Here is a 12,733-nt window from a genome sequence, read left to right on the forward strand (position 1 = left end):
TCAATCCGCCTGATCGCCGCCACCGGCCTTCTTGCGCCCACCGCGGCGACGGCGACGCTTGCGCGTGCCACTGCCGGCGCTCTTGCTGCCGCGCGACGACGGCCCCAGTTGCTCGGCCAGTTGCTCGGCAGGCAGTTCCTGGGCCTCGGTCCACCATTGCCCCTGTTCGCGCAGCTCCTCGGATTCGCCCGCGCGCAGCAGCAGAAAATCGTAGGCAGCGCGAAAACGTGGATGCTCCAGCAGCCGGAACACACGCTTGCGGGTGCGCTGACCGAACCGCGACTGCAAGATCCAGATGTCTTCCATCACGTGCGTGAAGCGACGCGGGATCGCCACGTGCTGCGTCTGGTTCGCGAGCACGCGATGCGCCGCCCGCTGCCAGGCCAGCGCCGGCGACGTGCCGTCGTCGATCAACGCCTGCGCCTGGTCGCGCACATCACCCCACAGCAACACGGCGAAAAGGAACGCGGGCGTCACTGGCTTGCCCTCGGCGATGCGCGCATCGGTGTTGGCCATGCCCTGCTCGATCATAGCCAGCAGGCTTTCATCGCCCGCATCCAGCGCGCGCGCCGTGGCCGGGAACAGCGGCGCCAGCAGACCGTGACGGCGCAGCATGCGGAAGCTCTTCAGCGCGTAGCCGGCCATGAACAGCTTCAGCGACTCGTCGAACAGTCGCGCTGGCGCGGCGTCCTGCAGCAGCGGCGCCAGCTCGGCGAACGGCGCCGAAGCGGACGGGTCGATGTCGAAGTCCAGCTTCGCCGCCAGCCGCGCCGCGCGCAGCATGCGCACCGGGTCCTCGCGATAGCGGGTCTCCGGATCGCCGATCAGGTGCAGCACGCGGTCGTGCAGGTCCTGCATGCCGCCCACGTCGTCGCGCACGCTGAAATCGGCAATGTCGTAGTACATCGCGTTGACGCGGAAGTCGCGGCGCAGCGCGTCCTCCTCGATGGACCCCCAGATATTGTCGCGCACGATGCGGCCGTCGACGATGTGTCGGTCGCCGTCGCTATCGCCATCGCCGGATTCGCCGCTGCCGCGGAACGTGGCCACCTCGATGATCTCGCGGCCGAACACGACATGCGCCAGCCGGAAGCGTCGGCCGATCAGGCGGCAGTTGCGGAACAGCTTGCGCACTTCCTCGGGCGTGGCATCCGTGGCGATGTCGAAATCCTTCGGCTGCACATCAAGCAGCAGATCGCGCACGGCGCCGCCGACCAGCAGGGCGCGGTAGCCCGACTCGTGCAGGCGATACAGCACCTTCAGCGCCGCCTTGCTGATGTTGCGCCGTGAAACACTGTGCTGGTCACGGGGTATGATGCGCGTGGGGTGCGCGGAAAGGTTCGGTTTTTCTTGGTTCAAGCGGTCGGTTTCCTCGTTGGCCGCAAATCAGGCATTGCCCGGCGGCATATTTCCGTTATACTACCGCGCCTCGCGCTACAGCGCTCCCTTCGTCTAGCGGTCTAGGACGTCGCCCTCTCAAGGCGAAAACACGAGTTCGAGTCTCGTAGGGAGCGCCACTTAACTTTTGCGATCATCCCTGATCGCCGCTGAAAGCCTCTTGCGGCCAGTTTCAGGATGCGCGCAATGGATGCGACTCTGGAAGCGTCCATCCCTGGACGCGCTCCTTGAGAAGCGTCGTTACCATCTGCATCACCGGGGCAAACTTCATGACCTTCGTCGTTGTCGACAACTGCATCAAGTGCAAGTACACCGACTGCGTCGAAGTCTGTCCGGTCGACGCCTTCCACGAAGGCCCGAACTTCCTGGCCATCAACCCCGACGAATGCATCGACTGCACCCTGTGCGAGCCGGAGTGCCCCGTCAACGCCATCTATCCCGAGGACGACGTGCCGGCGGGACAGGAGGCGTTCACCGAGCTCAACGCCGAGCTGTGCAAGACCTGGCCGGTCATCACCGAACGCAAGGATGCTCCGGCCGACGCGGCCGAGTGGGAGAACAAGCCCAACAAACTTCCGCTGCTGGAGCGCTGATCCGGCAGCAGCACGATCGCCGGCCCCGCGACGAAAATCAAAACGCCGCCCGATGGGCGGCGTTTTCGTATCCGGACGAATGATCTCAGCCGCCCAGCCGCGCTCGCAGCGCGCCGATCAGACGACCGACCTGCTGCGGATCGCCCGTGGCGCTGACGATGCTCCCACCGTCCGCGGCCGGCTTGACCTGGACCATGACGGTCGGCGCAGCCTTGTCGCCCGACGTGGACGATCCGGACGAACCAGGCGCGTCCTGAGTGTTGCTGAAGTGGCGCTGCAGGAAGCCCTGCTTCGAGCCCAGCTCCATCTTCGGCGCCATCTTCACCTGATAGGTATGTTCGGCATCGCTCTGGCTGGCAATGGCGCCGATGTCGCCGTTGCCCAGCGCCAGGCCGACGCGCTTGTAGGCGCTGTCGACATCGTTGGGCAGATGCAGCGAATTCGGGCTGACCGTCGTCGCGGCGGCCTGCTCGTGCTGGGCGTTCACGGTCGGGATGGTCAGCGCATCGCTGACGTTGGGCCGATCCATGTTGGGCGGAATCTCGAGCGGGTTCTCCTGCTTGGCTTTCTCCCATGCCTTGCTGGAACGGAACATGCCGCAACCGGAAAGCATCACGGTGCTCAGCACGAGGGCGACGAGGATCTTCTTCATGTGGATATCCGTTGAAAGTCGTGTCAGTCCGCCAACGCCGCAGGCGTCAGACGGGCCAGTGTATCGCGTATGGCCTTGCGGTCCGAGTCATCTTCCAGCGCATGCAATGGAAGACGCAGGCTGCCGTCACCCAGCCCCAGCGTGGCCAGCCCCGCCTTGACCGGAATCGGGTTGGGCGCGCAATCCAGCGCCTGCAGCAGCGGCTGAATGGCCTGCGCCCGCTCGCGGGCCAGTGCGTGATCGCCATCGGTCGCCGCATCGCACAGGGAGCGGAAGGCCTCGGGAATCAGGTTCACCACCACCGAGATCGTGCCGGCGGCGCCCGCCAGCATGGCCTCGACGGCGCTGCCGTCATCCCCGGACAGATAGACGAAATCCTCGCCGGCAAGTTCCGCCATCGCATGAATGCGGGCGACATCCGCGCGCGCTTCCTTGATGCCGACGATACGCTCGTGACCGCGCAGCGCCGCGACCGTGTCCGGCAGCATGTCGCAGGCCGTGCGCGTGGGCACGTTGTACAGGATCACCGGCAGACCGCCCTGATCGGCCACTTCGTTGAAATGCCGGATCAGACCCTGCTGAGTCGGACGCACGTAGTACGGTGTGACCACCAGTGCCGCATCCGCGCCCAGATCCGCCGCATGCCGAGTCAGACGAACGGTTTTCGTCGTTCCGGCCTCACCGGTGCCGGCGATGACCGGCACACGGCCGTTCACGCGCGCCACGGCGCACGTCAGCAGGCGATCGTATTCATCGGCTTCGAGAAAGTGCGCCTCGCCGGTCGAGCCGGCCACCACGAGCGCCTGGGTACCGCCCTCGATCTGCTGTTCGATCAAGCGTTCGAAGGCTTCGATATCGAGTTCGCCGCCGGCGCGAAAAGGCGTCGCCAGGGCGCAAATGCTTCCACTGAGTTTCAACACGCGAACCTTGAGAAGGAATGTCGGCGATGTTACTTGCGGGTTCCGGTTGCGGGCAAGTAAGCTCGAACCGTGCGCGGCCGTCGGGCCGCGCCCGCTGACTCAGGTGTCCATGGTCTTGAACCGCAGCATCACGCAGCGCCCCGGGGGCGACAACCAACTGCTCGTGCAGACGCTTTCGCCGGCCTCTCGCTCGCCCTTGATGCCCCTCGTCCGTCGCATCGCCGACGCCGGATGCAATCTGGCCGACACGCGCGTGTCCACGCTCGGCAGCGACGTCTGCGTGATCCTGCTGGCGCAGGGTAGCTGGGACGCCGTGGCCAAGCTGGAAACGACGCTCGACAAGCTGGCCCGCGAGGACCGCGACCTGCACCTGGTGCACTACCGCACCCAGGCGCGCGCCGCGCAGACGCACCTGCTGCCGTACCTGGTCGAGGTGATCGCCGCCGACCGCAGCGGCGTGCTGGCCGACGTGATCGAGTTCTTCACCCGCAACGGCATCAGCATCGAGCAGCTGACCTCGATGCGCTACCAGGCCATGCAGACCGGCGCCGGCATGTTCCAGGCGCAGATCACCATCGGCATTCCCGCCGACAGCCACATCGCGACCCTGCGCGACGACTTCCTGGAACTGTGCGACCGCCTCAACCTCGATGCCATCATGGACCCGGTGAAATTCTGACCTTCCACGCCGTATCAAGGAGCACGCAATGATCGAAGTCGGCAAGACCGCCCCCGCACTCGAAGGCCCCACCGGCGACGGCGGCACGCTGTCGCTGAAGGACCTTCGCGGCAAGTGGGTGGTGGTGTACTTCTATCCGCGCGACAACACCCCCGGTTGCACCAACGAATCCAAGGACTTCCGCGACCTGTACAGCAAGTTCAAGCGCCGCGGCGCCGAAATCGTCGGCGTGTCGCGCGATTCGGTGAAGTCGCACGCCAACTTCGCCGCCAAGCACGAACTGCCCTTCCCGCTGGTCTCCGATCCGGACGAGACCTGGTGCAAGGCCTTCGACGTGATCCACGAGAAGAAGCTGTACGGCAAGACCCACATGGGCGTCGTCCGCAGCACCTTCCTGATCGACCCGAAGGGCAAACTGCAACATGAATGGCGCAAGGTGAAGGTACCCGGCCACGCTCAGGCCGTGCTGGACGAAGTGCCCACGAAGTGACTATCCGCTCTTTCCGACTCGTCGCCTGCCGCGGTTGCCGCCGCGGCCGGGCGGCGTCGTGCTGTCCGTCTTCCGACCAAAGCGAGGTCCGCGCATGACCCGAGGCAAGCGCATCTACGCCCTGGACACCAACGTGCTGCTGCATGACCCGACCGCCCTGTTCCGCTTCGAGGAACACGACGTGTTCATTCCCATGACCGTCCTGGAGGAGCTGGACGAGAAGAAGAAAGGCGGCTCGGAAGTGGCCCGCAACGCGCGTCAGGCCAGCCGTTTCCTCAACGAACTGATCGAACGCGGCAACGGCAGCGGCATCGCCGGCGGCCTGGAGCTGAGCAGTCCCGAGGGCCTGAACCTGCGTCGCGACAACAAGGTCGGCCGCCTGTACTTCCAGCATCGCTCCGAACGCACCCACGGCAAGGCGGACAACCAGATCCTCTCCGCCGTGGAGGAAGTCCGCGAGCAGCACCCGGACGCATCCGTCGCGCTGGTCACCAAGGACATCAATCTGCGCATCAAGGCGACCATCGCCGGCATCCACGCGGAGGACTACGAGAACGACCGCGCACTGGACGATTTCGCCCTGCTCTACACCGGTTCCACCGAACTGCCCGAGGACTTCTGGGACCGCCATCCCGAATTGCGCTCGTGGACCGAGAAGGGGCAGACCTGGTACGAGGTCGCGCCCGCCGAAGACGAACGCTGGCACCCCAACCAGTGCCTGTACCTGCCCGGCGAAAACAGCGTCGAGATGCGCGTGTTCGAGATCGCCGACGACAAGGTGCGCATGGTGCTGATGAACGACCACACGCACGCCAGCCACAGCGTCTGGGGCATCGCCGCGCGCAACCGCGAACAGAACTTCGCGCTGAATGTGCTGATGGACCCGGAGATCGATTTCGTCACCCTGCTCGGCAATGCCGGCACCGGCAAGACCCTCATCACCCTCGCCGCGGGTCTGGCGCAGGTGATGGACCAGCAGCGCTACCGCGAAATCATCATGACCCGCGCCACGGTCTCGGTCGGCGAGGACATCGGCTTCCTGCCCGGCACCGAGGAAGAGAAGATGACGCCGTGGATGGGCGCGCTGACCGACAACCTCGAAGTGCTCACCGACGGCGAGGAAGGCGGCAGTTGGGGCCGCGCGGCGACCAACGACCTGCTCGCCTCGCGCATCAAGATCCGCTCGCTGAACTTCATGCGCGGACGCACCTTCCTCAACCGCTACCTCATCATCGACGAGGCGCAGAACCTGACCTCAAAGCAGATGAAGACGCTGATCACGCGCGCCGGCCCCGGCACCAAGATCGTCTGCCTGGGCAACGTCGAGCAGATCGACACACCGTACCTGACCGAGACCACCTCGGGCCTGACCTACGCCGTCGACCGCTTCAAGGACTGGCCGCATTCGGCGCACGTCACGCTGCGTCGCGGCGAACGCTCGCGACTGGCGGACTTCGCGGCCGAGACGCTCTGATAAAAAGGAACGCACAAACCCGCACGGCCAGGCCGAACTCGAACACGACAAATTTCAGGGTCGTCATCCCGGCGAAAGCCGGGACCCAGCGCCTCCATGCAAGCCACTGGGTTCCCGCCTCCGCGGGAATGACGATCGTGAACAACCGATACCCGGCCAGCGTGCTCGACGGCTTCGAACCGCCCACACTGTCGCAGCCCGTATCCGCACACCAACAGCGTGCGTAAAATGGACGCGGATACCCAAGAATTCAGGCCTCGCCCGTGACCCCGCGTCTCATCATCTTCCTGATTCTCGCCGTCTTCGTGCTGTGCGTGCTGATCGTGCACCTGCGCGGCCGCGCGAAGCTGCGCTTCGACCGCCAACTGGTCGATCACTCGGCGGTCTTCGCGCCGTACAACCTGCTGATGTACGCCTTCTCCGCCGTCCCGGCCACGCCGATCCTCGACCGCGCCGGCTTCCCGCAGCTGGACCTGCTGAAGAACAACTGGCGCACCATCCGCGAAGAGGCCGCGCACCTGTTCGACCAGGGCTTCATCCGCGCCGCCGAGAAGAAGAACGACGCCAGCTTCAACTCGTTCTTCAAACAGGGATGGAAACGGTTCTACCTGAAGTGGTACGGCGAGGCCCTGCCGTCGGCCGAGGCGCTGTGTCCGCAGACCGTCGAACTGCTCAACCGCCTGCCCAACGTCAAGGCGGCGATGTTCGCGTTACTGCCGCCGGGCAGCAAACTCAACCCGCATCGCGACCCGTTCGCCGGCTCGCTGCGCTATCACCTGGGCCTGATCACGCCCAACTCCGACGACTGCCGTATCTTCGTCGACGGTCAGATCCACGCCTGGCGCGACGGCGAGGACGTAGTCTTCGACGAGACCTACGTGCACTGGGCCGAGAACAAGACCGATCAGACCCGTGTGATCCTGTTCTGCGACGTGGTCCGCCCGTTGCGCACCCGTGTGATGGCCGCCATCAACCGTCGCGTCAGCGCCTTCATGGGCCGCATCACCGCCTCGCCCAACGAGGAAAGCGACAGCACCGGCATCATCAATCGCCTGTACGCCTTCAACCACAGCGTCGGGCAGCGCAGCAAGTCGCTGAAGAAGCGCTGGCCGCGCGCCTTCCGGCTGACCAAGTACGCGCTGATCCTGATCGTGCTGTGGCTGATCTTCCTCGCGCCCTGGCCGTTCGCCGACTGAGCCTCCTCTCCGTGCGGACAGACCGCCCCACGAATCGACAAGGATGTGACCCCGTGACCGACACGCCCGAACTGGTCCTCACCGACGCGCCCGCCGCGACCGATGTCGCACTGATTTCCGATCACCTGGATCAGTTCAACATCGACGCCACCGACATCGAGGACCGCAAGCCCCTGGCCGTGCTGGCCAAGGACCCGGACACCGGCGAAGTGCTCGGCGGCGTGAGCGGAAGAACCTCGCTCGGCCTGCTGTTCGTGGACCTGTTCCACCTGCCCGCCTCTCTACGCGGCTCGGGCCTGGGCAGCCGCATGCTGCGCATGGCCGAAGAGGAAGCCAGACGCCGCGGCTGCAAGGCCGCCGTGCTGTACACCATCAGCTTCCAGGCCCCCGACTTCTACCGCCGTCACGGCTGGGAAGCCTTCGGAGAGATTCCCTGCGATCCACCCGGCACCAGCCGCATCTTCATGACCAAGTCCCTTGCGTGACGCATGACTGAAGAACGCACCGCGCCCGCACCCCGCGGAATATCCGACGACGACGCCATGCGCGCGGAACGGCCGCCGTTCCATCTCGCCTTCCCCGTGACCTCGCTGGCACAGGCCCGCGCGTTCTACGGCGAACTGCTGGGCTGCCCCGAAGGCCGCAGCGCCGACCACTGGGTCGACTTCGATTTCTTCGGCCACCAGATCGTCGCGCACCTCGCCCCGCAGCAGGCGACGCCGTACCGCAACGCCGTGGACGGCGACGACGTCCCGGTGCCGCACTTCGGCGTCGTACTGGACATGAGCACATGGGAAACGCTGGCCGACCGCCTGCGCGCCGCCGGCACACACTTCGTGATCGAACCGCACATCCGCTTCCGCGGCCTGCCCGGCGAACAGGCCACGATGTTCCTGCTCGACCCGTGCGGCAATGCGCTGGAGTTCAAGGCATTTGCCGACCGTCGCCAGATTTTCGCGCGGTGATTGGCGTGCTCGCTCTCGCTCTTTTTGAGCAAGCGGCTACGACGAACGTACCGGAAACCGTACGGCAGCCATCATCGAATGAAGCCGCGGATACAGTTTTTCCCACCGCCTGATATGGTTTCCGGCTGAGACCGGCGCAGCGCTGGTCTCAAGGGGGCGGGTCTTCGTCCTGAAGACCCAAGAAAGGAGTCCATTGCACATGTCTCAACCACTCAGCCGGATCGGCAACAAATTGCCGGTCGGCAAGCTCGTGATCGCACTGATCGCCGTCGTCCTGCTCTACAACAGTTTCTTCGTGGTCAAACCCAGCGATGAAGCCGGCGTGCGCTGGCTTGGCGGCACGGTCATCACCAAGGAGCCGCTGGATACCGGCCTGCACTTCAAGGTGCCGTTCCTGGAGGACGTCGACCGCCTGCAGACCTCACGCAGCGTGTACACGCTCAACAATCTGTCGGTCTACACCAACGACAACCAGTCGGTCGAACTGAGCATCAGCGTGATCTACGAGATCCCCAGCGCGTCGGTGCTCAACCTGCTGTACCACGTGGGTCGGTCCGGCAACGTGGATATCGACGACACCATTCTTCCGGTCGTGCGTGACCGGGCACTGGCAGCGTTCGCGCAGTACAACACGCTGAACATCTCCGACGAACGCGCCAAGATCAGTGCCAAGATGAAGTCGGAGATCTCCGAAGCCCTGCGTCGGCTGTTCGGCATTCAGGTCATCGACGTACAGCTGACCGGCATCAAGTATTCGCAGGTGTTCGTCGCCTCGGTCGAGGCCGCGGTGAAGGCCAAGGCCGACGCCGTGCGCGCGCAGAACACGGTCTTGCAGAAGAAATACGAAGGCCAGCAGAAGACTGTCACGGCCACGGCTGAAGCGCAGGCACGCATCGCCCAGGCCAAGGGCGAGGCACAATCGACCATCCTCGAAGCCGACGCCCAGGCCAAGGCCATCAAGACCGTCGGCGACGCCCTGCGCGCCAACCCGCAGTACGTGCGCTACTACGGCATCAAGCACTGGAACGGTGTCATGCCGCAGGTAGTCGGCGGCAAGGGCACGCTGCCGATGATCGACCTGGGCAAGAAGTAGCCATCGCCCGAGGGCGTGACGGCGGCTCCGAAAGCGGCCGTCACGCCTCGGCGTTCAGACACGGTTATTCGATTCAGATGCCCGTGCGCGTTCAGTCTGTGCCCAGAAGCGTCACCGTCAACGTGTCACCACTGTCCACATTGATCTCCGGCGCGTAGCCGCTGAGGAAATCGTTGAACGGGAAGGTGTAGACATCCGAGAAGTTCGCAACGAAGGCATTGGCCCAGGGGTTGTAGAACGGCTGGTTCGGCTGGATGTTGCTGAACACGTCCGTGGCGGATGCCTGCATCCAGGTCGAGCTATCCTTCGCGCCGTACTTCTCGCTGCCCACGAAACCATAGGCGAAACCCGCCATCAGATCGCGCGACACCGCCGAGAACACGTTGTTGTCGCCGGTATTGCCGTTGGCATCCGACGCACCGGGAATCGATCCCCCATTTCCGGCGTAGGACCAGCTGTAGTTCATCACCGCCAGGTAGATCACCGAATTGAACGTCTGCCAGATCATTTCGGAGCGCATGGTGAAGTCGCCCAGTAGGCTGGTGGTGCCCTTGATCTCGAGCGTCTGACCGGCATAGGTGACCGAGGTCGTCTGGAACGTCTGCGGCTTGAGGTCCGGTGAAGTTGATTTGCCGACGCCGCTGTAGGCATTGTTGATGGGAATCTGCTGGGTCGAGTCGATGAACACGCTCTTCAGATAATCCCTGAAGCTGGGATACAGCGGCAGCCAATTCGGATTGCCCGCGTTGGGGCTGATGACGCGCACGATCTGACCTTCGGCGTTTTTCACCACCGAGGCCGCATTCCCGCCGCTGAGCGCGGCCAGCGTGGCCGGCAGACCGGACAGGCTGGCGCCGGACCGCGGCGCGCCGCGCGTCTTCGAGGCCTGCTGCGTAGTGCTCTGCATTTCCAGCGGGATGGAATACCAGTTGATGTAGGTAATGTCCGCGCTGGCCGTGGAAGTCGAGCCCGCGAACTCCAGATACTGATAGCGGACGTGGTCACTGGTGTCCGTGTAGGCCATGTCCACCGGAAAGCTGCCGGAAGTAGGAGGTGTGAGCGCCGCATCGCTCAGGTATACGTGACCTTGCCAGTTTTCCGGCCCCATCTGCAGCGTGTTGCCGATCTCGGACAGGCTGTAGGACTTGCCGTTGACCAGCGCCGTCGTCTTGCCGCCGATGACGGCCGTGGCTTCGAGCTTCGGAGCGACCAACTCGGTGGATTTGCCCACCACCTTCGTCGCCTGGATGAAGGTCACCCAGGGTTCCGCGATGCCGGTGTTCTTGTTGCTGAATTCAATGGTGTACATCCGTGCACTCCTAGTTGATTGAGAAACCGATCCGCGGCGGATGTGCCGCGACGGTGGTTGATCGGGCTACCGACCGGCTCCGATCTTTCGAACGCTTGAATTATGCGTCATGCGTCATGCGCAATGCGTCACCGCATTGCGCTTCATCAGCTGTGGTGACGCTGGACCAAGCTACGGTCTGTTGCGGAGCATGCAACCGTATGGGCCCGAAGCGGTCGCCTGCTCTGCCCCGAGCATTCTCGCTCCGACTGTAGATCTGCTGACCGAACAGGATTCGAACGGTCGCAAGTGAACCTGGAACCGTTTTGCCTCTTGGCCAGGGACGCGTCTATGGCGGGGGCGATGATCTGCTTATCCTGACCTTTGACAACGGGCGTGCCGATGGGCCTGCACGCGGCGTATCGAGGCCGAGCATGGCTGGAAAGTGCGCGTGGTCGATCTGCGCTGACTGGGGCCGCTCAACGATGCCTTCATTATCGAACAGGTGCGCTCGACGCGGCGTGTGATCGTGCTCGACGAAGGCCGGCTCGGGATTTGATGACAGGCCCTAGTCGATCACACGCGGACGCGGGAGCAAGGTGCCGAGCTTTAGTCGATCACACGCGGATGCGGGAGCAAGGTGCCGAGCTTTGTGCGCGCTTTGTCGCCAGTCCGGCGTAGCAGACCGCGCTCGCCATCATCGACCAGCAGGTGCGCCAGCGCACTGCGGAAGGGCGTCACGCGTTGACTCAGGCGCAGCAAGCCTTCACGCATGGCCCGTGCCGGGGCGCGTTCATCGGTGTAAAGACCGACAATGCCACGGGTTATCTGGTACAGCGGCCAGGTGCCCAGGCGGTGACGATGCTGGTAGCGCGCCAGCAGCGTGGGATCGGCCAGACCGGTACCGTGCGCCAGTGCCTGGCGCAGACTGTCGCCGAGACGGCGCACGCTGGCCAGGCCGAAATTGAAGCCATGCGCGGTGACCGGATGCATGCCCACGGCGGCATCACCGGCCAATGCCAACCGCTGTCCGATGAAGCGGTGTGCATAGGTGCCCACCAGCGGATAGGCATGACGAGTACTTTCCAGCCTCATGTCGCCCAGCCGGTCGGCAAAACGCCGCCGCATATCGGCGTTGAAGTCGGCTTCGTCCATGTCCAGCAGGGCCTGCACCTCGGTGTCGGGCACCGTCAGGACGATGGAGGCGTGATGCTCGGCCAGTGGCAGCAGGGCCAGGGTCTGGCCGTGGTCGAACCACTCCCACGCCGTATGCGCGTGCTCGCCTTCGTGCTGCATGCGGCAGACCAGCATGGTCTTGCCAAAGTCCTGCATGTGCGCGCCGATGCCGCGCGCACGACGGGTTTCGGAGAAGCGGCTGTCGGCGGCGATCACCAGGTCTGCATGCACGCGCTGGCCGTTGCCCAGTTGCACCGTGCCGCGTTCGTGATCGGCGCCGGTGCCGGTGACCTCGACGCCGTCATGCAGCCGGATATCGGGGTGATCTTGTGCGGCGGCCCACGCGGCGCGACGAATCGCCTGGTTGGGCACCAGATGTCCCAGTTGTTGGCGGCGTGCCATCTGCGCATCGACGAACAGGCCCTGTTCTGCGGCGCCGTTCATGATGCGCGCACGTTGCAGTGGCGAGACATCTTCAGCGGCGATGTGCGCCGCGACGCCCAAGGTGCGCAGCTGCTGCATGGAGGCCTGAGTGAGGGCGATCTCGCGGCCATCGAAGGCCGGCTCGGCCAGCGCTTTGGCCGGCTGACGCTCGATCAATGCGACCGACAGTGACTGATCGGCCAATGCGCGGGCCAGGCAAAGACCGACCGGACCGGCACCAATGATGGCAACGTCGTAATGCATGGACAAACCCTCGAATGAGCTCAGGAGGTAGAGTCTAGGCAGCATCGCCGTGTGGCGGCCTGACCTGAGTCAAATACCAGGCTAGGCCGTGTTCGTGAATTTTTTTAAAGGGTGGCCAGTTC

General features: G+C 64.5%; 13 protein-coding genes and 1 tRNA gene. 9 read left to right on the forward strand and 5 right to left on the reverse strand.

What is annotated here, in order from left to right:
* Positions 1–1,359 (reverse strand): polynucleotide adenylyltransferase PcnB, encoded by a 1,359-nt coding sequence (gene pcnB / locus HF690_RS02405; RefSeq protein WP_168608311.1) that lies wholly within the window; start codon positions 1,357–1,359, stop codon positions 1–3.
* 82 nt (positions 1,360–1,441) lie between these two features.
* On the opposite strand from pcnB, the gene HF690_RS02410 reads away from it, so the two are divergent.
* Together HF690_RS02410 and fdxA are read left to right on the forward strand one after the other, a co-directional pair.
* Positions 1,442–1,517: transfer RNA gene (locus HF690_RS02410), tRNA-Glu, on the forward strand.
* A gap of 150 nt (positions 1,518–1,667) precedes the next feature.
* Positions 1,668–1,991, forward strand: a complete 324-nt coding sequence (fdxA, locus tag HF690_RS02415) for a ferredoxin FdxA (RefSeq protein ID WP_113065152.1) — start codon at positions 1,668–1,670, stop codon at positions 1,989–1,991.
* An 85-nt stretch (positions 1,992–2,076) separates the two neighbouring features.
* On the opposite strand, the gene HF690_RS02420 is transcribed toward fdxA, so the two are convergent.
* On the reverse strand, positions 2,077–2,643 hold the full coding sequence (locus tag HF690_RS02420; protein ID WP_168608312.1) for a hypothetical protein: 567 nt from the start codon (positions 2,641–2,643) through the stop codon (positions 2,077–2,079).
* 23 nt (positions 2,644–2,666) lie between these two features.
* Entirely contained in the window at positions 2,667–3,560 is an 894-nt protein-coding gene (gene dapA, locus HF690_RS02425; protein ID WP_168608313.1) for a 4-hydroxy-tetrahydrodipicolinate synthase, read from the reverse strand.
* Positions 3,561–3,672: 112 nt separating this feature from the next.
* Here dapA and HF690_RS02430 point away from each other — a divergent pair, with 112 nt between their 5' ends.
* From HF690_RS02430 to HF690_RS02460, 7 genes are all read left to right on the forward strand, one after another.
* On the forward strand, positions 3,673–4,242 hold the full coding sequence (locus HF690_RS02430; RefSeq protein ID WP_113065154.1) for a glycine cleavage system transcriptional repressor: 570 nt from the start codon (positions 3,673–3,675) through the stop codon (positions 4,240–4,242).
* A 28-nt stretch (positions 4,243–4,270) separates the two neighbouring features.
* Positions 4,271–4,732 (forward strand): peroxiredoxin, encoded by a 462-nt coding sequence (locus tag HF690_RS02435; RefSeq protein ID WP_168608314.1) that lies wholly within the window; start codon positions 4,271–4,273, stop codon positions 4,730–4,732.
* Positions 4,733–4,826: 94 nt separating this feature from the next.
* Entirely contained in the window at positions 4,827–6,206 is a 1,380-nt protein-coding gene (locus HF690_RS02440) for a PhoH family protein (RefSeq protein WP_168608315.1), read from the forward strand.
* A 263-nt stretch (positions 6,207–6,469) separates the two neighbouring features.
* Positions 6,470–7,402: an aspartyl/asparaginyl beta-hydroxylase domain-containing protein gene (locus tag HF690_RS02445; protein ID WP_168608316.1), complete on the forward strand. Its 933-nt coding sequence runs from the start codon at positions 6,470–6,472 to the stop codon at positions 7,400–7,402.
* A gap of 53 nt (positions 7,403–7,455) precedes the next feature.
* On the forward strand, positions 7,456–7,887 hold the full coding sequence (locus HF690_RS02450; protein WP_338042865.1) for a GNAT family N-acetyltransferase: 432 nt from the start codon (positions 7,456–7,458) through the stop codon (positions 7,885–7,887).
* A gap of 3 nt (positions 7,888–7,890) precedes the next feature.
* Positions 7,891–8,367: a VOC family protein gene (locus HF690_RS02455; protein ID WP_240151531.1), complete on the forward strand. Its 477-nt coding sequence runs from the start codon at positions 7,891–7,893 to the stop codon at positions 8,365–8,367.
* Positions 8,368–8,566: 199 nt separating this feature from the next.
* Positions 8,567–9,460: an SPFH domain-containing protein gene (locus HF690_RS02460; protein ID WP_168608317.1), complete on the forward strand. Its 894-nt coding sequence runs from the start codon at positions 8,567–8,569 to the stop codon at positions 9,458–9,460.
* Positions 9,461–9,551: 91 nt separating this feature from the next.
* On the opposite strand, the gene HF690_RS02465 is transcribed toward HF690_RS02460, so the two are convergent.
* Together HF690_RS02465 and ubiM are read right to left on the reverse strand one after the other, a co-directional pair.
* Positions 9,552–10,769: a beta-1,3-glucanase family protein gene (locus HF690_RS02465; RefSeq protein WP_168608318.1), complete on the reverse strand. Its 1,218-nt coding sequence runs from the start codon at positions 10,767–10,769 to the stop codon at positions 9,552–9,554.
* A gap of 588 nt (positions 10,770–11,357) precedes the next feature.
* Entirely contained in the window at positions 11,358–12,611 is a 1,254-nt protein-coding gene (gene ubiM / locus HF690_RS02470) for a 5-demethoxyubiquinol-8 5-hydroxylase UbiM (protein ID WP_168608319.1), read from the reverse strand.
* Positions 12,612–12,733 lie beyond the last annotated feature (122 nt).

Origin of the sequence: Oleiagrimonas citrea (genome assembly GCF_012395255.1) — a bacterium.
In the GTDB taxonomy this organism is placed as follows: domain Bacteria; phylum Pseudomonadota; class Gammaproteobacteria; order Xanthomonadales; family Rhodanobacteraceae; genus Oleiagrimonas; species Oleiagrimonas citrea.